The following is a 20052-nucleotide window of genomic DNA, read 5'->3' as shown; positions in this document are numbered from 1 at the left end:
CTCTTTACCCCTAGTCACGAGAGTGTTTGGGGTTAAAAATAACAGGGGAAAGGAGGTAATATAATGCTTCAGCAATACGGGGCCATAGGATTGTTCTTCATTTTCGGTATTATTTTCGGTTTTGCAGCCTTAGCTACCAACTGGTTATTACGTCCCAAGAAGCCGCACCAGGTAAAATTAGAAACATATGAGTGTGGTATGGAGACCATTGGTGAAACCTGGGTACAGTTTAAAATCAATTATTTCCTGTACGCCCTTGTTTTTCTCGTCTTCGACGTAGAAACAATTTTCCTGTATCCCTGGGCAGTAACGTTCCAAAAATTAGGTTTCTTCGCTTTTGTAGAAATGTTTATTTTTCTTGCCATACTTGTGGTAGGCTTCTGGTATGCCTGGAAGGAGGGAGCGTTTGAATGGCAGTAGATCAAGAAAAAGAACAAAAAGAAATTGAGGAAATGGTTAAGAAAAATATCCTCTTAACCTCCCTGGATACCGTCCTGAACTGGGCCCGGGGCAATTCCTTGTGGCCAGTATCCTTTGGCTTAGCCTGTTGTGCCATCGAAATGATCTGTTCCACACAAAGCCGTTATGATTTATCCCGTTTCGGTTATGAAGTGTTCCGGCCCTCCCCCAGACAGGCCGATGTCATGATTGTGGCTGGAACCATCACGAAAAAAATGGCGCCTGCCGTTAGAAGAATTTATGACCAGATGCCAGAACCTAAATGGGTTATCGCCATGGGAAACTGTGCCATTGGCGGAGGACCTTTTGCCGACTCCTATGCTGTTGTGCCTGGTGCAGACGAGATTTTGCCGGTGGATGTTTATATTCCTGGCTGTCCTCCACGGCCTGAAGCTTTAATTTACGGTATGCTTCAGCTTAAGGAGAAAATTAACAATCCCACAAAGGTGAGGTTAAAGAAGTATGGAAAATAACATTCACGCTTTAATCAAAGACAGTTTCCCCGAGTTAGAGATACAGGAAGGTCATCTTCAGGTATCCCCCGAGCAATTGGCAAAACTTATGGACTTTTTAAAAGAAAACGGTTTTGCCTATTTGCATGATGTGACTGCAGTTGACTGGCCCCAACACTTTACGGTTGTTTATCAAGTACGATCCTACGAAAAGCCCGATAAGCTTACCGTAAAAGTGAATGTGGCCAAAGATAAACCCGTGGTCCCTTCCATGACGGGGCTTTGGGATTCTGCCGATTGGTTGGAAAGAGAAGTCTATGACATGTTTGGCATTAAGTTTACAGGGCACCCCAACCTTAAACGCATTCTCCTGGATGATTCTTTTATGGGGTATCCCCTGCGCAAAGACTTCGTTGGATAAGGTAACGAATCATAATAAATAGGGGTGGAGAGCTAGTGAGGACACAGGAAATCACCGTCAATTTGGGTCCCCAGCACCCCAGTACCCACGGAGTATTTCGCCTCGTCATTCACTTAGACGGCGAAGTGGCTACAGGTGGGACTTCAGTGTTGGGATATCTTCACCGTGGTTTGGAAAAACTGGCCGAGAGCCGGACCTATCCCCAGTTTATTCCCTATACAGACCGCCTGGATTATCTTGCTTCCATGAGCAATAACCTGGCTTATGTACAAACAGTGGAAAAACTGATGGGCATAGAGGTGCCGGAGCGTGCAGAATATCTCCGGGTGATTTTTGCGGAACTGCAGCGGATTGCCAGCCACATGGTAGGGGTTGGAACCTTTGTCATGGACCTGGGGGCAGTAACGGCTGTATTTTATCCCTTTATCCACAGGGAAAAAATATTAGACTTATTCAGTATGACCTGTGGGGGACGCCTAACCTATAACTATATGCGTATAGGCGGGTTATCCCATGATATTCCCGAGGAATTCCTGCCCAAACTACAGGAGTTCTTGGATTATATGCGTACGGCCCTTGAGGAATATCATCAGCTTGTTACAGGCAATGAAATCTTCCTGGCCCGTACCAAGGGCGTTGGTGTGATTACGAAAGAAATGGCCATGTCTTACGGGCTGTCCGGGCCGAATGTAAGGGCTTCTGGTGTATGCTATGATGTGCGCAAAGCCCATCCTTACGGGATTTACGACCGCTTCAATTTTAATGTTCCTGTCTTTGAATCTGGTGATACCTTTGACCGTTACATGGTCAGGATGATTGAGATGGAAGAGAGTGTTAAAATCATTCGCCAGGCCATCAAAGATTTGCCTGAGGGTCCTGTGCTGGGTAAAGTACCGAAATTAATCAAGCCACCCGCTGGAGAAGTTTACCATTCCATTGAAAATCCCAAGGGAGAACTTGGCTTCTATATTGTGAGTGACGGCTCTCCTAAACCATATCGTTTACACATTAGAAGACCTTCTTTCGTAAACCTGGGGGTTTTGGAAGAAATCATTAAGGGCTGGAAAGTTGCCGACGTGATAGCCATCTTAGCAAGTCTTGATATCGTTTTAGGCGAAGTGGATGGTTAGGATTTTACACAAAATCCACGTATAGGGGAGAATGATAATGAGTGTACTGGACAACTTGTTTGTCAAAATAGCCGCTTTGGTTCGCACTACCCTGACTGGATTAGGCCTGGGGGATATCTGGGTGAACCTGGCTATGGTCATCCTTTACCTGGCAGGTATTTTGGGTGTGATGATGACAGCGGCCTTAGTGCTGGTTTTGGTGGAAAGAAAAATCGCCGGCTTTATTCAATTAAGACCAGGTCCCAACCGTGTAGGGCCCTGGGGAAGCCTGCAAACAGTAGCCGATACCATTAAACTCTTAACCAAGGAGGATATTATCCCCGCCTGTGCGGATAGAAAGGTCTTCATGTTAGCACCGGTTCTGGTCCTGGTACCGACTATCCTGGCCTTTGCTGTTATTCCTTTCGGTAAGGGTATGATTGCTACCGATGTCAACATAGGTATTTTTTACTTGATTGCTGTCTCGTCCCTGGCCACCATTCCCTTTTTGATGGCCGGTTGGAGTTCTAACAATAAATACTCCTTATTAGGTGGTATGAGAGCAGTCGCTCAAATGGTAAGTTATGAAGTACCCATGGTCTTTTCCCTCTTGGGTGTGGTCATGATTGTGGGGTCCCTGCAGATGTCAGCCATTGTAGAAGCCCAGAGTAAAGTATGGTTTGTCCTTTTACAGCCTGTGGCGTTTCTCATTTATGTCATTGCCGCTACGGCCGAATGTAACCGGGCACCCTTTGATATTCCGGAAGGGGAATCGGAACTGGTGGCCGGTGTGTTTACTGAATATACCGGCATGAAGTGGGCCCTCTTTTTCCTGGCCGAATACGCTAACCTGGTCCTGGTTTCCGCCATCGCTACCACCATGTTTTTGGGAGGCTGGCATGGGCCTGTTTTACCGGGCTGGTTCTGGTTCTTTATTAAGACTTCCATCATGATTTTCTTCTTTATGTGGATGCGCTGGACATTCCCAAGGGTCAGGGTGGACCATTTAATGCATTTTGGCTGGAAGTTCCTGGTTCCTTTATCCTTAGCCAATATCTTCATTACAGGAATCGGTGTTTATCTCTACAAGACGATAGGGTGGTGAGTGAATGTACGGGTCGGGAGTTGTAAAAGGTTTAGCCTTAACTTTAAAAAAATTTTTTAGCAAAAAGATTACTGAGCAGTACCCCGAAGAGCGTCCATTTATCGATCACCGCTGGCGCGGTTCTTTGCAATTGGATAAGGATGCTTGTATTTGTTGCAATATGTGTGTGAACGCCTGCCCTAACGGTGTCATTACGTTAGAATCAGGGAAAGACGAGAACAATAAGCGTTTTCTTACCAGGTATGAAGTGAATTTTGAACGCTGCCTTGTTTGCGGTTTGTGTGTGGAAGCCTGTCCCAAACAATGTTTGAAATTTACCCGGGAATATGAGTTGGCCACTTATTTCAGAGACGATGTCAAATTAGATCTTTATCACAATCCTAAGCTTTCTGCTCCGTCTTCTACCTATGCCCAAAAGACAGAACAGAAGAAGGAGGGCTAAACCATGGATATATTCACTTTAGCCTTTGGCTTTATCGCTTTGGTTACTATTCTTTCCGCTTTAGGTGTAGTTCTTTTTAAAAACATTGTGCATAGTGCTTTAAGTTTAGTGGTTACTTTTATCGGGGTGGCTGCCCTTTATGTTACTCTCCAGGCCGATTATGTGGCCCTGGTGCAGGTTCTGGTCTATGGCGGCGCTGTTTCCGTCTTAATTGTCTTCGCCATCATGCTCATTCAAAGGGGGACCATTAAGGAAACTAATCTCTTCGGTAATCTCAAAATACCTGCTTTCGTCGTGAGCCTGGCTACTGTGGGAATCTTAAGTTGGCTTATCAGTATTACCGGCTGGCAGACTGTGGAGAAAAAACTCCCTGAAACAACGGTTACAGGAATTGCCGAATTAATGCTGACCAAATATGCTATTCCTTTTGAAGTAGCTGCTATTCTTTTGCTGGTGGCTTTGATTGGGGCCATCGTGATCGGGAAAGAGGTGAAGAACGCCCGATGATTACTTTACAGCATTATCTTATCTTAAGTGCCATACTATTCTGTATTGGGCTTTTTGGGGCTTTATCCAAAAAAAATGCCGTTGCTATCCTCTTATCCATCGAGCTCATGTTGAATGCCGTCAATATCAACTTAGTTGCTTTTACCAAATTCCTTACACCCGGTGAATTGGTTGGTCAAGTATTTGCTATCTTTGTAATTGTCGTTGCCGCGGCAGAAGTAGCCCTCGCTTTAGCCATAGTTATAGCTATTTACCGGCAGAGGAATTCTGTGGCTGTAGAAGATCTGGATTGGATGAAATGGTAGTAAGGTACTAACACAAAGGCAGGTGTAGAAACGATTATGATTGAACAGGTTTGGTTAGTGCCCTTTTTGCCTTTGGTGGCCTTTGTTATGATTAATTTCCTAACAAAAAGGTATCAAGGGTTAAGCGCCCTCACCGCAATCTTGGCCATGGCCGGCTCTTTTCTAATCTCTCTGGGGATTATGGCAGAAGTGTTCAAACAGGGAATTACCATGGAAAAACCGGTAGAGATGGCGGTGGACTGGATTAATATCCCAGGGCTCTATATCGAAATGGGCGCTTTGGTGGATCCTTTAACAGCGGTGATGCTGTTTGTTGTAACCTTCATTGCCCTTCTGGTTTTAATCTATTCTGTAGGTTATATGCACGGTGACCCGGGTTTTTCCAGATTCTTTTCCTACGTTTCCATCTTTGCTTTCTCCATGCTGGGTTTGGTCATTGCCAACAACTACTTCCAGATGTTCGTATTCTGGGAACTGGTGGGTCTTTGTTCTTATCTTCTCATCGGCTTCTGGTACCAGAAGAACTCTGCAGCCGAGGCCAATAAGAAAGCCTTTATCACCAACAGGGTGGCGGACTTCGGCTTTTTGCTCGGTATCATCATCCTTTTCCTGTACTTTGGCACCTTTAACTTTGGCGAGTTAGCCGAAGCCATTAAGCAAAGTAAAGACCTGGCCTTTCTCACCCTGGCAGGTATTCTGATCTTTATCGGCCCAGTAGGTAAGTCCGGTCAGTTTCCCCTCCATGTGTGGCTGCCTGATGCCATGGAAGGTCCTACGCCTGTGAGTGCCTTGATCCACGCCGCTACCATGGTTGCCGCCGGGGTATACCTGATTGCCAGGGGTTACATCTTGTTTGCAGCCTCTAACACTACCCTCTATACTGTAGCGGTAGTCGGTGGATTTACTGCGCTTTTTGCCGCCAGCATTGCTATTGTGCAGAGAGACTTAAAACGTATCTTGGCTTTTTCTACCTTAAGCCAGCTGGGTTACATGGTCATGGCTATGGGGGTTGGCAGCATGACGGCAGGGATGTTCCATCTTACCACCCATGCCTTTTTCAAAGCCCTCATGTTCTTATGTGCCGGTAGTGTTATACATGCCCTCCATGAGCAGGATATCATGAAAATGGGCGGCGTGTATAAGCACATGAAAATTACCTCTATTACCATGGTAATCGGTGGTTTGGCCATCGCAGGAATTCCACCTCTGGCCGGTTTCTGGAGTAAGGACGAAATTCTCCTGGCTGCTTTTGACCACGGTTATTATGGTCTTTATGCCATGGCTTCCTTAACCGCATTTCTCACCGCTTTCTATATGTTCCGGATGATCTTCCTGGCCTTCTTTGGTGAATCAAGAAGTGAAAGTCACCATGAACCCCATGAATCACCCTGGACTATGACGGTCCCCCTGATGATTCTGGCTGTGTTCTCCATCTTTAGCGGTTTCATCGGTGCCCCTTTCCTGGAACACGGTTTTAGCTCTTATGTCTATTTTGGCGAACCCCATCATCCGGCAGTTAATGCAGTGGTCATGGGTTCCTCGGTGGTACTGGCAGTCCTTGGTATTCTTCTTGCCTGGCTCATGTATATGAAAAAAGCCATCTCCCCGGAGAAAATCGCCCAAACCTTCCCTGGGGTATATAAAGTACTTTATAACAAGTACTATATCGATGAAATCTATCTCTGGTTCTTTGACAATGTAGTCTTAAGAATTGCCAGTGCCTTTAACTGGAGTGACCGCAACCTGGTGGATGGTTTGGCCCATGCCATCGCTGATGGAACAAGGGGAATCGGGAAGAGATTACGCTACATTCACACGGGTAACCTGCAGAGTTATGCCCTGGTCATCTTTGCTGCCGTGGTGGTCATTGTAATCTTCATGGCCGTACCTGCGCTGGGAGGTGTAAAATAGGCATGCCACTATTATCAATTATTGTTTTAGCACCCATCTTGGGAGCACTGATCATACTCTTTATACCAGAAAATGAAGATAGGATTATCAAATGGGTGGCCGCTCTCTTTACCGGCGTATCCCTGATTGCTTCCATCTATGTTTATGTGTCTTATGACCAAGCTAAAGGTGGTCTCCAGTTCCTGGAGGATATTCCCTGGATCGAGAAGTTTGGCATCAATTACTCCCTAGGTGTGGACGGGATTAGTTTACCTTTAGTCCTCCTAACTGCCATCGTTATCTTTACAGGAGTTTTTGCCTCCTGGGGGATGACTAAACGGGTCAAAGAGTTCTTTATCTTCCTCTTGACACTGGTAGCAGGGGTTTTCGGTGTTTTTGTATCCAGAGATTTATTTTTCTTCTATCTGTTCTTCGAGGTAGCGGTAATCCCCATGTATATCCTCATTGGCGTATGGGGCAGTACCCGTAAAGAGTATGCCGCTATGAAGCTGACCCTCTACCTCCTGGTGGGCAGTGCTTTCGCCCTTATCGGTGTCATCGCCGTCTATCTTTATACAGGGTTAGGGACCTTCGATATCCAGGCCTTAACAGCCTTCAAATATGACCCCTTCTTCCAGAAATTCGCCTTCTTTTTAATGATGGTTGGCTTTGGCTTCCTGGTACCTATGTGGCCTCTCCATACCTGGTCTCCCGACGGTCACGTAGCTGCGCCTACAGCCGTCAGTATGCTGCACGCCGGGGTTCTGATGAAATTAGGGGGCTACGGTTTAGTCAGAGCCGGGATCTTCTTATTCCCGGAAGGAGCAGTATTCTGGTCACCGGTCATCGGTTTATTGTGTATCGTTAACGTGGTTTACGGTGCCATGGTTGCCATGGCCCAGAAAGACCTGAAGTTTGTGATCGGTTACTCCAGTGTAAGCCACATGGGCTATGTATTATTGGGTATTGCTGCCCTTAATACCATCAGTATTAACGGCGCTGTAGCCCAGATGTTTGCCCATGGTATCATGACTGCTTTATTCTTCGCCCTGGTAGGGGTCATCTATGATAAGGCTCATACCAGAGTGATTGCCGATTTTGGGGGCCTGGCCTACCAGATGCCCCGTGTGGCCACAGGTTTTGTCATTGCCGGCTTGGCTTCCCTGGGACTGCCAGGGCTCAACAACTTTGTGGCTGAATTCTTGATTTTTGTCGGTGCTTATAAGACCTATCCCATTTTGGCCATTCTGGCCGTATCCGGTGTGGTCATCACTGCTGTCTATGTTCTCAGGGTTGTGCAAAAGGTATTCTTCGGCCCCGTAAATCCCAAGTGGGCTGACCTGACAGATGCCAAAGGTGCCCAGATGGTACCGATTGTCGTCCTCTGCGGCGTTTTAATTCTCTTTGGTTTCTTCCCATCCCTCTTGATCGATGTGATTAACAATGGTGTGGATCCTTTTGTTAACACCTATTTGAAACATATCACCGTAGGGGGTGGATTCTAATGAACTTTACTTTAATTAGTCCGGAAATTCTAACCACCGCCCTGGCTTTCTTTGTGCTGATGGTATCCCTCATGATTCCCAAAGAGCAGAGGAGAGGACTCAGTTATGTGACCACCCTGGGACTCCTCGGTATCCTGGGTAATCTCATATACCTCTTAGGAGTCAATGATACTTTCCTCGATGGCATGTATATCGTCGACAGCTTTTCTACCTATTTCAAAATCCTGATTGTCATCTCGGCCATCTTTGTTTCCATGATTTCTACGGAATACGTTGATAAAGAATTACCAGGGATTATGAGCGAGTATTATTCTTTACTCATCTTCGCCGTCCTGGGCATGATGATCCTGGTATCCGCCGGGGACGTGATTACCCTCTATATGGCATTGGAACTGATGACCCTTTCCTTTATTGCTCTCGTAGGCTTTGGAAAGGGACTGAAAAAATCATCAGAAGCGGCGATTAAATATATCCTGCTCAGCGCCCTGTCTTCAGCCCTCCTGTTGTACGGCTTAACCCTGGTATATGGGCTCTCCAAATCACCTTTACTGGTGAAGATCGCCAAATATGTGGCCAATGCTCCTACCCTGGAACCCGTGATGATTCTCGGCCTGGTTTTTGTGCTGGCCGGCTTCAGTTTTAAGATTTCGGCTGTTCCCTTCCACATGTGGGCGCCTGATGTGTACGAAGGGGCTCCTACACCTGTGACTGCTTTCCTTTCTGTGGCCTCCAAAGGAGCAGGCTTTGCAGTGCTGTTACGCCTCTTTATGCAGGCTTTTACCAATGCCGAGGCCTGGATGCCCATCGTCGTTACCATTGCCACCTTGACGATTCTTTTAGGAAACTATGTGGCTATTCCCCAGACCAACATCAAACGCCTGATGGCTTACTCCGGTATTGCCCAGGCCGGCTACATCCTCTTAGGTTTAATTGCATACAGTAACTCCGGTCTGGAAGCCGCCATGTTTTACGCCATGCTTTATGTCTTCTCCAACCTGGGAGCCTTTGCCGTCATTACCGTCATGGGTAAAGAAATTCAAAGTGACGAGATCGAAGATTATTCAGGTTTATGGAAACGCTCACCCCTTATGGCTGCCACCATGCTGGTATGTCTCTTATCCCTGGCCGGGATACCGCCTTTGGCCGGTTTCTACGGAAAGTTCTATCTCTTTACAGCAGTCATGGAACAGGGTTATCTCTGGCTGGTCTTTGTGGCTTTAGCCATGAGCCTCGTATCTGTATACTATTACCTCATGGTAGCCAAGGTCATGTATCTCCATGACCCTAAGGAACCCAGTACTATACCGGTTTCCTTGTCTATGAAAGTTACCATGATTGTAACCCTTGTCATTACCGTTTTCCTGGGCGTATATCCCGATCCATTGACCAACGTAGCCGTAAGTGTGGTCAGAGTTTTCTTGCCGTAAAATTATTTGGGCAGTTCCTGCGGGGAACTGCCTGTTTTTTTAGTATAGAATTGTTGCTTATGCCTTAGGGTGTGTTATGATATTAGTGAATCAGGGAAAAAAGGTGAAAGAATGGACAGAAAACGTATGGGCCAGGTAGCTGAAGAGGCGGCGGTTCACTATCTTAAACACCAGGGCTATCAAATTTTAGAGAGAAATTACCGGTCTCCTTTAGGGGAAATTGATATTATTGCGGAAGATCGGAATACCCTTGTTTTCATAGAAGTGAGAAGCAGGCAGGGGACACGCTTTGGACTGCCCCAGGAAACGGTCAACTGGGCCAAGCAGCAAAAGGTAAAGAGAATTGCTACCCACTATCTGAAAACCAAAAACGCCTGGAAGAAAGCCTGCCGTTTTGATGTTGTGGGTATTCTTTTTAATGAAGAAGGGGAAGTGAAGTCATTGGAATTGATACGGGATGCATTCTAGTTAACGTTAACCGTGAACCGTATCTAAGGTTAGTCTTTATTAGGCATTTAAAAAGCCCGTCTCTCGCCAGGAGAAACGGGCTTTTCGTTATGTTTAAACATATATGGTTTACGTTACTTAGTAATATTGTTGATTTATTAAATCACAGGTATATAGCGGTTAACTGTTAACGTTTTAACGGTTAACGTTCTTTAAGTTATTTACTATACTAATCCTTGCAGGTTTACTGTCAAAGAGGGTAATCACCAGGAAGGTGATGAGGCAGACAATCCATTCCAGATAGATGACATGGGGCAGTATGCGTATAGCAGGGACAAACTGCCAGAGAACTAAAACGATAATCCCGACCAGCGTGGTATAGAAGGCGGAATTTTTACGGCAGAGACCCGGGGCAAAAACGGTGAAGAGAAAGATAACGGTGAAAGCGGTAGTGAGGCTCAACCCAATGACCAGGGTTTTCACAATTCCCACCACGGATGCAGCCATCCAGTAGGTAAGGATACCGAGCAGGGCCACGGCAAGACGATTGACCAGAAGATACTGTTTATCGTCCATATTTTTCTGAATAAACCGTTTCCAGATATCCTGGGAGAAGAGGGTGGCAGAACCTAAGAGCAGGGTGCCTGCGGTGGATACATCAGCGGCCCAGAGGGCAGCCAGGGTTATTCCGGCAACCACAGGGTCTAAAGACATGATGATTTTGGGTAAAGCCAGGGTAGCTTGAATACCTGGGAAGGCGGCTCTGGCGGCAATACCCATGAGGGCGGAGAGGAAACCAATGGGTAAGATTAAGAGACCTCCCAGGAGGAACCCATTACGGGCAGCTCTGGCGTCTTTGGCGCCGCAGGCAATCTGCACGGGACCCTGAGCAGACAGGGTTTGGGTAATCATTACCGCCATCCAGGCCATAATGGTGCCCATACCGGCACCTTTGATGGGGCTGAAGTACTTGGCACTGTCCGGTATGGCCAGGGCAATCTGCTGTAAACCACCCTGGGATTTAACGCACATGAAGGTACCGATAATGGTACCTATGTAGATTAAGGAAACATTAAGAAGATTTGATAATCCGGCGGACCACATACCGCCAATAAGGGTCATGCCGATAAAGACCAGGGCGCTGGTTATCATACCCGTTTGCATGTTGAAATATTGAGGGAGGAGGGAGGCTAAGATGGCTCCGCCAGCCACATATTGAAGAGAGGTGATCACCAGCATAATAATGATCTGGCCAATGACACTGATAATTCGTCCTTTTTTATCATAGAAGCGCTCAAAAAGTTCTGGAATCGTAGTAACCTGCAGTTCCCGGTATTTACCTGCGGCCAGTAAACCCATGATAAAAGCTCCGGCTGCCCAGGCCACGTCATACCAGCCGGCCGAGAGACCCATGTTGTAGGCATTTTCGGAAACACCGATAGTGGAGGCTCCCCCTATAGCCAAACCAGCGATACTGACGGCCACTAAAGCAGGGGAGAGAGCCCGACCGGCCAGGAGAAAATGAGTGGAGCCCTGGGAGGCTAAACGTTTGGCATACCAGCTGATACCAAATAAAACGGCAATATATAAGACAACGATCAGGAGTTGGATATTCATAGTCATGCACCTCTTTATATTAATTTTTAAACAGGAGGAAAGAGAGGAACCGTACTTCCCGCATAGGGCATAAGAATAGTAACAGGATTGGGGCCCAGGATGCCATAAGCTATACTTAAGGCTTCCTGAAGGTCAGGAACGGCGTGAAAGCCCATGGGTTTTACATCTTCCGGTGAAATCTGGGAAACCAGGATAACTTTACATTTTTGGGCTGTTTCTACGGCGGCAAAAAAGACATAGCCGGGGATGGTGAAATTATGGCGCAGTTCCTGGTCGATGGTGTCGTCCAGCAGGAATTTGCTCCAGCCGAAAAATTCATCAGCGCCCGCTCCCTCACGACATTCCGTAATTAAAATCATCACACCATCGGGTTTTACGGCTTTAGCCGCATTAAACAGGGACTTGGTGGACTGGTAAAGGTTCATATCCTTGGGGTAACCGCCGCAGCTGGCAATCACCAGGTCGGCTTGCTCATTGATAGTAATACCGAAATTATCATCACACCACCGGCAGCCCTCTTCCCAGGCTTTTAGCCAGTGACCTCCCACCAGCTTAACAATCTGACCTTTTGTATCAATGATACTATTGACGAGAAAATCGGGATTCACCAGAGCAGTGGCTTCCACCATATCCTCGTGAAGAGGATTGTATCTCAGGGCTCCTACGCCGATAAGGGGATTGGATTTTTTCGCCTGGGGATCTAAGGCATGGAGATGGTTTTGGGCAATAGTCTTTTTACTGGCTACCCCCGGTACAATGCTCTTGCGCCCGCCGCCAAAACCGGCCATCAAGTGGTGGACAATACCCCCGGTGAGAATGACCCGGTCGGCTTCTAACAAAAAACGGTTTACTTCTACTTCCGTGCCCCGGGAGGTAGTACCCACATAGACCAGGTTTTCCCTTTGGTCACAAATATGGTCTATTACTTTAATGCGCTGGAAAATATCAGTTCCAACGATGGCCCGCAGTTCACTTTCCGATTCTTCACGATGGGTGCCTGTAGCTACCAGGATAGTAATAGCATCATCAGTAATACCCAGCTGGTTTAAGCGCTTTATGATAAAAGGAAGAAAGAGGCTGGTTTTGACCCAAAGGCGTGTGACATCACTTACCACAATAACTACTTTTTGACCCGAGGCAAAAATGTGATTAAAGGGTTCAGTTCCCAAGGGATTATCCAGGATTTCATTTACTGCGGCTTCCAGGTCTGTAATGGGTTCCAGATCTTGACCCTCCAGGATGTGCAGGATGTTTTCCTCTTTCAGTTCCAGGGGAAGGTAGATAGAACCGTATTTCAATTTAAAATGTTTCTCAGCCATAGCTTAAGCCTCCTAAAGTAAAAAAATAAAAAAAAACACCCCAAGAAGGGGTGCTGTAATATGTCATAGCAACACCTCCTGCCATTCTTCCATCCTGCAGTGTTTTCAATATTAGCCAAGAATACCTAAACACCATACTACAAAAACAACTTTCTTTGATTATATTTTATACTTTAGTTATATGTCAATAACTTGAAATTAAGACAACTCTTTTATCAATTTTTCTAAGGCCCTTTTTTCGATGCGGGAAACGTAAGAGCGGGAGAATTTAAGAATTTTAGCGATTTCCCGCTGGGGTTTACGAATGCCGTCTAAGAGACCATAACGCATTTCTACCACTTTTTTTTCGATACTGCTTAAATATTTTATCTGAGAAATGATTTTCTCCATTTCTACATTATTTTGTACTGTTTCATGAACAGTATCGGGATTAGTACCCAGGATATCAATAAGAGCTACTTCATTACCTTCTTTATCCGTGCTGATGGGGTCGTAAAGGAAAATCTCAGCCTTGTTTCGCTTGCGCAAATGCATAAGGATTTCGTTTTTGATGCATTTAGTGGCATAGGTGGCCAGCTTGGTGCCTTTAGTTTCATCAAAAGTGTTAACAGCTTTAATCAGGCCAATGGTACCGATAGAGATAATATCTTCCCGGTCCTCCCCCGTGTTTTCAAAGGACCTGGCGATATGAGCAACCAGCCTCAGGTTTCGTTCAATCAAGACGTTGCGGGCGTTCATATCCCCTTTTTTGAATTTCTCCAGATAGAGGGCTTCCTCCTCTTCCGAGAGGGGTTGGGGAAAAGCATTGTTGTTCAGGTAGTAAATTAACAGGAGTAAACTTTTCAGCAGTGTGGCCAAAGCGATCACTGCTGTTCCTATACCCATTAAATCTCCACCTCCTAAAGAACGTCATTTTGCATCATATGCAGGGAACTTAAAAGTGTGCATTCCGATAATCAGATGTCACAGCGGATATTTGATTCCTTACACCATGATATTCAAAGGTCAAAGGAATTAGGAGTCTGTGGCAGGGGATTTTAAGTGGTAGTAATTAGCAAAAACGATTAGGGGTTGAAGTAATACTTTCCCGGAAAAAAACATATCTTAAAGGCATTATGGAATAGTTAACAATTAAAATTTCCCTTTTTCTGATATAAATGAAGGAAAATCCCCAAACACGCCAGAATATATAATTTTATAGAAAATATTGTCAGCGGAGTGGTAATTTTGTTAGCAAAAGTCTTTAGCTGTACTACGGTAGGATTGGACCCTTATATCATTGAAGTAGAAGTGGACGTTTCGGGAGGATTGCCTAATCTGGAGATAGTTGGGTTACCTGATACAACAGTGAAGGAGAGTAAGGAGCGGGTACGGACAGCTCTCAAAAACGCAGGCTTTGAGGTTCCACCTAGAAAAATCATTGTAAATTTAGCTCCAGCCGATATTAGGAAAGAAGGACCTGGTTTTGATCTTGCCATCGCTGTGGGTATCCTGGCGGCTACCGAACAGGTAAAGAGTGACTTTTTAGAGAACCATGTTCTGGTGGGAGAACTATCCCTGGACGGAAGTATCCGTCCGGTGCCGGGAATTTTACCTATGGCCTTATTTTTAGCAGAGAAAAACAGCAAAGCTCTTGTTGTAGCTGTAGATAACAGCGGTGAAGCGGCTCTTACTCCCGTGAATGCCTATGGCTTTTGTAACCTGTCTCAGGTGAAAGAATTCCTGGAGAAGCCGGAACTCTTTACCCCCGTGGAAAAGATTAGTTTAACAGAATTCTTGAACCAGGAACAGCCTGGAGAGGCGGATCTGGCTGAAGTCAAAGGACAAGCCATGGTCAAACGGGCCCTGGAAGTGGCGGCGGCAGGAGGGCATAACATTTTATTAGTAGGGACTCCTGGCTCCGGTAAGAGTATGCTGGCCAGGTGCCTGCCCTCAATTTTGCCGCCCTTAACAGCGGAAGAAGCCCTGGATGTCAGTAAGATTTACAGTATTGCAGGGCTGTTATCCAAGGATACACCTCTGGTGACGCGAAGGCCTTTCCGGGCTCCCCACCATACCTCTTCCCCCGCCAGCCTCATCGGCGGCGGGCAAATACCCAGACCGGGAGAAGTCAGCTTAGCCACCCACGGAGTCTTATTCATGGATGAGTTGCCCGAATACCGGAGAGATGTGCTGGAGGCCCTGCGCCAGCCCATCGAAGACAAGGTAGTCACCATCTCGCGGGTTTCTGCCGCTTTGACTTATCCGGCCAGGTTTCAACTGGCGGCTGCGGCTAACCCCTGTTACTGTGGTTTCTATGGTGACCCCCTCAAGGAGTGTACATGCACTCCTCATCAGATTAATAAATACCGTAACAAAATATCGGGCCCTCTCCTGGACCGGATCGATATTCATGTGGATGTGCCCCGCGTGACTTTTCAGGACCTGGATAACAAGAAAGAGGAGGAATCCTCCCAGGTGGTGAGGGCCAGGGTCATTCAGGCCCGGGAGAAGCAGCTGGCCCGTTTTGCCGGGAGCAGTATCAAGTGTAATGCCCAGATGGGCGGGAAAGAAGTAAGAAAATACTGTACTTTACAGGGTGAAGCCAAAGACCTTTTAAAAATGGCTTTTAACTCCCTGGGCCTAAGCGCCCGTGCCCATGACAGGATACTAAAAATTGCCCGTACCATTGCCGACCTGGGCGGTTCTGAGGAGATTACCACTGCCCACCTGGCCGAAGCCATCCAGTACCGCAGTTTTGACCGGAAGCCCGTGTAAAAAAAGGGTGTAGTCTTAAGGCTACAACCTTTACTTATTTTATACTAAAGAAAAGTATAATTTGGCGTAAGTGCAACTCCAGCGGTGCTAAAAGCTTGGCGTAAGCCAAGTTGTCTTAAGCATAAAAACAGCGCCCGGATAACCGGACGCTGTTTTCTCTTACAACAAAATCATAATAATTGGGTCAGTTCCTGAAGGGTGTCCGAGAAGTCCTGGAAGGCAGCCAGGATAGGCGCAGAAGTAGACATATCTACACCGGCCTTTTTCAGGATGTTAATGGGATAATCGGAACCTCCTGCTTTAAGAAAATCAAGATAAGCCCCCAAAGCCTGGGGTTTTTGCACCAAGATATTGCGAGCCAGGCTGATGGCGGCGGAGATTCCCGTGGCATATTGATAGACATAAAAAGCGTTATAAAAATGGGGAATACGGGCCCACTCGTAAGTCAGTTCTTCATCAATGGTAAAACCGGGACCGTGGTAGTACTCGTAAAGCTGCCGGTACAGGGAGCAAAGGACATCGGGCGTAAGGGGCTGGTCTTCTTCAGCCATCTGGTGCACGCGCATTTCAAAGTCCGCAAAAAAGGCCTGGCGGAAGAGGGTAGAACGAATACTGTCCAGATGCATGCTGAGGAGATGAGCCTTTTCCTTGGCGGAAGCAGCCTTATTCAGCAGGTACCTGAAAAGGAAGTATTCATTAACAGTGGAAGCTACTTCGGCGGTAAAAATGGTGTAGTCAGAATTAATATAAGGCTGGTTTTTATTGCTGTAGTAACTGTGCATCACATGACCTAACTCATGGGCCATGGTAAAAATGTCTTCCAAAGTTCCTGTAAAGTTAAGCAGGGAATAAGGATGAACTCCATACACGCCATTGGCGTAAGCCCCCGGAGTTTTACCTTTGTTAGGATAATAATCCAGCCAGCGCTTATTAAAGGCTTGCTTTAAGTCGGTGATATATGTCTCCCCCAGGACACTTAAAGCTTCCAGTACGGTTTCCCGAGCTTCCTCCAAAGAGTAGATTTTATTGATATCCTCAACCAATGGTACAAACATGTCGTAAAAGTGGATGTCCTCATAGCCTAAGGTTTTTTTTCGTAACCTGATATAATCCTGGAGAAGCCCTACATTACTGCGGACTGTATTAATTAAGGTATCATAGACCTCAATAGGTATATGGTTCCGGGACACGGCCATATGGCGGGATGAACGATATCTTCGCGTTTTGGCGAGATAAGCACGGTACTTTACACTGCCGTAGAAGGTGGAACTGATAGAATTGATGTGAGAACCATAGGTACTCAAAAGGCCTTTAAAAAACCTTTTCCTGGTTTCCCGGTCGTAGGAAGTCAGGCTTTTTCTATAATTAACTTCATTGGCTATTACTTTTTCGCCCTTTTCGTCCTCAATTTCAGGGAATTGCAAATCATTTACGGTAATATCGTCGAAGATTTTTTCAAAAGTACCGCCGAGGGATTCCATGCGGGCCAGTATTTCTTCCTCTTCCGGGCGCAGGATGTGTTCCTTTTGTTTAAAGAGTTTTTCAAACATAAAGACGTAGGTGTGAAGTTCAGGTTTCTCCTGTTCATATGTTTTCAAGGTTTCCGGAGAAATAGTCAATAATTCCGGTTCGATAAAGGCTAACTGGTCACCCACATTAGTATTGAGGTTATAGATTGTTTCATAGTCTTTTTTGGCTTGGGGGTTACCCATATCCACGTCAAAAGACATCCGGGCATAGCTTGCGGCCCATTCCAGTTTAAGGTTAAGTTGGTCAAGAAGGGTAAGTGTATCCAGTAAAGCTGTAGAACTCTTGGTTATCTCACCTTTCCTTTGGACGATTCTTTGCAGCAGCACGCTAATTTCCTGTAAATCCTTTTCCCATTCAGCGCGGGTGGGATAGAGATGAGATAAATCCCAGGTATATTCTGCCGGTAAATCCTCACGTTTTTTCATAGTTTGGAACTCCTTTACAATGTTAAATATAGTTAATTTCAGTATATAACAGATTATTTCCTCATGTTAAGACAGGCAAGGGCTTTTAAAAAAAATAGGTAAAAGATATAATAGCTTTTATAGGAGGTTGAGATAATGATTAATATTTGGCATGATGTAGACCCTCGCCGAATCACACCGGAGAATTTTCTGACCGTCATTGAGATACCCAAAGGCAGCAAGAAAAAATATGAGCTGGATAAGGAAACCGGTATGATTATCCTGGACCGGATTTTATACACTTCTACCCATTATCCTGCTAACTACGGCTTTTTGCCGAAAACCTTATCCCAGGATAATGACCCTCTGGACGTTCTGGTTTTATGTTCTGAGGTTTTGGATCCTCTCACCCTTGTCCAGTGTTATCCTGTTGGCCTGATTAAAATGATTGATAATGAGGAAGTAGATGAAAAAATTATTGCCATACCTTTTAAAGACCCTTCTTTTAACGAGTACCGCCACATCAATGAACTGCCTCATCATCTGTTCCAGGAAATATCCCATTTTTTCGAGGTATATAAACAATTAGAACATAAAATAACCAGCGTGAAAGAGGTCCTGGGAAGGGAAGAAGCAGTACGAACCATTGCGGAAGCCATTGGGAGCTACCAGCAAAAATTTTCCTCCTTGGGCTTAAAGGAAACTTTTTCTGATTAGAAAAAAAAATAATAATGAAGGATTACCAGAGATCAAACTAAGGAGAAGATAGTTTTATGCTAAAGGACCTGGTTCTTAAAAGCAGGAGCTACAGGAGATAGCGTGAAAACATTCTCGACAAGCGTCGAAGACCCCTGAGCTTAAAAAAGGGTATAGCAAACAAGCCCTAACGGAAGCAGAGCGCAGAAAGATTAAGCAGGCAGCGTGATATGTTCGGGGTTTACGATACCATGGGCAACCAAGAGTTTAGCAGCTTGCCTCAAAGCTTTCTCCTTTTGCTTATTGCGAAGCTCCACCGGCATATCAACATGGTAGAGGTCACAAGGATTGAAGACTTCACCTGATTGGAGCATATGATAAGTGGCTGTAAGTATCATTCTGGCAATGGCGATTATGGCTCGTTTCTTCCCTCGGCGCTTGGATATCCGCTCATATTTGATACGGTAGTAAGCGGAAGAATTCGATTTTACAGCGGCATGGGCTGCTTGCACGAGCGTGGGCTTGAGATAAACCCCGGCCCTCGTAATGCGAACGGACTTCTTTTTGCCTGCGGATTGATTGTTGCCGGGCGTTAGTCCCCCCCAGCAGCATAAGCGTTTCGAGGATGAGAACTGAGACATATCCGTACCAATTTCGGAGAGGATCGTAATGGCTATGTTACGGTCAACTCCGGGAATGGTACACAGTAGGGCAATGGCGCTTTCCAAGGGTGCAGCCAACCGGGCGATGGTTTGGTCGAGGTCGGCAATGAGCTGCTCCACGAAATCCAAGTGTTTGCGGACGAAACGGATGCGTGTCTTCTGTTCCGCAGACATTTGAAAACCCTCAATAGATTCGATGACCTCGTCGGCTTTCTTCTTCAAGGAGCGTTGCAGCAAGGAAACGCAATGTTTTGGATCGAAAGAATCCGAGTTTACAAGGTAGTCCGTGATGGAAGAGGCAGATTTGCCAAACATGTCGGAAACGACAGCATCAAGGGCGACATTGCAAACGGTGAAAGCGTTCTGAAAGCGGTTCTTTTCGCTGGATTTACAGGAAACGAGCTTGAAGCGGTATCGCGTATACTCCCGCAAAATGCGGATGTTCTTGGACGGGATAAAGCTACCGGGAACCAGACCGAGGCGAAAAAGATCGCCGATCCACTTGGAATCCTTGACATCATCCTTGTTGCCCTTAACAGCAGCAACCCACTTGGGGTTGGCGACGGTAACCCGGATGCTGTCCTCCAGCAAATTGTATATGGGAACATAATACTTCCCGGTGCTCTCCATGCAAACGTCAAAGCAGTTGTTGTCAATCAGCCACTGCTTAAACGCCAGAATGGATTTGTTAAAGGTAGAAAAACGCTTTTTTTTGTAACTCGGAACGATACCCTGCGTTGTGATGAGCGTAGCGACGAGAAATGTCTTGTGTACATCGACGCCACAACAGATGGGATAAACGATTCTCAGAATTCTCCCTCCTTGCAATGAAATTGTGAGGGAGAAGACAGTGACTGGATCGCCGCACATTTAACGCTGAGTTAAAACAATGATTAGCGTGCGGCCTCATGGCACCACTTATTTGTGCTTGTAAGGCGATCCTTACACTGGTTTTTATACTGATTTAAGCCAAGAGGCAGTCTGCAACTCGCCTCACC

At 46.1% G+C, this 20052-nt stretch carries 19 protein-coding genes; 14 read left to right on the top strand and 5 right to left on the bottom strand.

What is annotated here, in order from left to right; translation table 11 throughout:
- Window positions 1–63: 63 nt before the first annotated feature.
- The 12 genes from BR63_RS06145 to BR63_RS06090 all read left to right on the top strand — a co-directional run bounded on the left by BR63_RS06145 (window position 64) and on the right by BR63_RS06090 (window position 10090).
- Window positions 64–420, top strand: a complete 357-nt coding sequence (locus BR63_RS06145; RefSeq protein WP_034422816.1) for an NADH-quinone oxidoreductase subunit A — start codon at window positions 64–66, stop codon at window positions 418–420.
- Window positions 411–932, top strand: coding sequence for an NADH-quinone oxidoreductase subunit B (locus BR63_RS06140; RefSeq protein ID WP_034422814.1), 522 nt, complete (start codon window positions 411–413; stop codon window positions 930–932). The genes BR63_RS06145 and BR63_RS06140 overlap by 10 nt, the downstream gene beginning before the upstream one ends.
- On the top strand, window positions 922–1332 hold the full coding sequence (locus BR63_RS06135; RefSeq protein ID WP_034422813.1) for an NADH-quinone oxidoreductase subunit C: 411 nt from the start codon (window positions 922–924) through the stop codon (window positions 1330–1332). Before BR63_RS06140 ends, BR63_RS06135 begins: the two co-directional genes overlap by 11 nt.
- A 35-nt stretch (window positions 1333–1367) precedes the next feature.
- On the top strand, window positions 1368–2462 hold the full coding sequence (locus BR63_RS06130; RefSeq protein WP_081908180.1) for an NADH-quinone oxidoreductase subunit D: 1095 nt from the start codon (window positions 1368–1370) through the stop codon (window positions 2460–2462).
- Between the two features lie 46 nt (window positions 2463–2508).
- On the top strand, window positions 2509–3546 hold the full coding sequence (gene nuoH / locus BR63_RS06125) for an NADH-quinone oxidoreductase subunit NuoH (protein ID WP_207724798.1): 1038 nt from the start codon (window positions 2509–2511) through the stop codon (window positions 3544–3546).
- A gap of 4 nt (window positions 3547–3550) precedes the next feature.
- Window positions 3551–3988 carry a NuoI/complex I 23 kDa subunit family protein gene (locus BR63_RS06120; RefSeq protein ID WP_034422807.1) on the top strand — a complete coding sequence of 146 codons (438 nt, stop codon included), beginning with the start codon at window positions 3551–3553 and terminating at the stop codon, window positions 3986–3988.
- Between the two features lie 3 nt (window positions 3989–3991).
- Window positions 3992–4495, top strand: coding sequence for an NADH-quinone oxidoreductase subunit J family protein (locus tag BR63_RS06115; protein ID WP_034422804.1), 504 nt, complete (start codon window positions 3992–3994; stop codon window positions 4493–4495).
- A complete protein-coding gene (gene nuoK / locus BR63_RS06110) occupies window positions 4492–4800 on the top strand; it encodes an NADH-quinone oxidoreductase subunit NuoK (protein WP_034422802.1) in 309 nt (102 codons plus the stop codon). The genes BR63_RS06115 and nuoK overlap by 4 nt, the downstream gene beginning before the upstream one ends.
- Before the next feature lie 36 nt (window positions 4801–4836).
- Complete coding sequence (gene nuoL, locus BR63_RS06105; protein ID WP_034422801.1) at window positions 4837–6711, top strand: NADH-quinone oxidoreductase subunit L; 1875 nt, start codon at window positions 4837–4839, stop codon at window positions 6709–6711.
- Window positions 6708–8195 carry a complex I subunit 4 family protein gene (locus BR63_RS06100; protein ID WP_153802096.1) on the top strand — a complete coding sequence of 496 codons (1488 nt, stop codon included), beginning with the start codon at window positions 6708–6710 and terminating at the stop codon, window positions 8193–8195. The genes nuoL and BR63_RS06100 overlap by 4 nt, the downstream gene beginning before the upstream one ends.
- Window positions 8195–9622 (top strand): NADH-quinone oxidoreductase subunit N, encoded by a 1428-nt coding sequence (locus BR63_RS06095; protein ID WP_034422799.1) that lies wholly within the window; start codon window positions 8195–8197, stop codon window positions 9620–9622. The genes BR63_RS06100 and BR63_RS06095 overlap by 1 nt, the downstream gene beginning before the upstream one ends.
- 111 nt (window positions 9623–9733) lie before the next feature.
- On the top strand, window positions 9734–10090 hold the full coding sequence (locus BR63_RS06090) for a YraN family protein (protein ID WP_034422798.1): 357 nt from the start codon (window positions 9734–9736) through the stop codon (window positions 10088–10090).
- Between the two features lie 174 nt (window positions 10091–10264).
- Here BR63_RS06090 and BR63_RS06085 read toward each other — a convergent pair whose 3' ends face one another.
- The 3 genes from BR63_RS06085 to sigK form a co-directional block, all read right to left on the bottom strand.
- Window positions 10265–11686 carry a sodium:solute symporter family protein gene (locus BR63_RS06085; RefSeq protein WP_034422797.1) on the bottom strand — a complete coding sequence of 474 codons (1422 nt, stop codon included), beginning with the start codon at window positions 11684–11686 and terminating at the stop codon, window positions 10265–10267.
- A gap of 26 nt (window positions 11687–11712) precedes the next feature.
- On the bottom strand, window positions 11713–13005 hold the full coding sequence (gene larAH10, locus BR63_RS06080) for an NPN-dependent 2-hydroxyacid racemase, LarAH10 family (RefSeq protein ID WP_034422796.1): 1293 nt from the start codon (window positions 13003–13005) through the stop codon (window positions 11713–11715).
- A 198-nt stretch (window positions 13006–13203) separates the two neighbouring features.
- A complete protein-coding gene (sigK, locus tag BR63_RS06075; protein WP_034422795.1) occupies window positions 13204–13890 on the bottom strand; it encodes an RNA polymerase sporulation sigma factor SigK in 687 nt (228 codons plus the stop codon).
- A gap of 342 nt (window positions 13891–14232) precedes the next feature.
- Between sigK and BR63_RS06070 the strand changes: the two genes are divergently transcribed.
- Window positions 14233–15762, top strand: coding sequence for a YifB family Mg chelatase-like AAA ATPase (locus BR63_RS06070; protein WP_034422793.1), 1530 nt, complete (start codon window positions 14233–14235; stop codon window positions 15760–15762).
- Window positions 15763–15932: 170 nt separating this feature from the next.
- On the opposite strand, the gene pepF is transcribed toward BR63_RS06070, so the two are convergent.
- Window positions 15933–17717, bottom strand: a complete 1785-nt coding sequence (gene pepF, locus BR63_RS06065) for an oligoendopeptidase F (RefSeq protein WP_034422791.1) — start codon at window positions 17715–17717, stop codon at window positions 15933–15935.
- A gap of 135 nt (window positions 17718–17852) precedes the next feature.
- Here pepF and BR63_RS06060 point away from each other — a divergent pair, with 135 nt between their 5' ends.
- Window positions 17853–18413, top strand: coding sequence for an inorganic diphosphatase (locus BR63_RS06060; RefSeq protein WP_207724767.1), 561 nt, complete (start codon window positions 17853–17855; stop codon window positions 18411–18413).
- Between the two features lie 191 nt (window positions 18414–18604).
- Here the strand turns inward: BR63_RS06060 and BR63_RS06055 are convergent, their stop codons facing one another.
- Window positions 18605–19864, bottom strand: a complete 1260-nt coding sequence (locus BR63_RS06055) for an IS110 family RNA-guided transposase (protein ID WP_187142874.1) — start codon at window positions 19862–19864, stop codon at window positions 18605–18607.
- Between the last annotated feature and the right edge of the window lie 188 nt (window positions 19865–20052).

It is taken from the genome of Thermanaerosceptrum fracticalcis (genome assembly GCF_000746025.2).
Classification (GTDB): Bacteria; Bacillota; Peptococcia; order DRI-13; family DRI-13; genus Thermanaerosceptrum; species Thermanaerosceptrum fracticalcis.
This window is presented reverse-complemented; position numbering and strand designations above follow the sequence as displayed.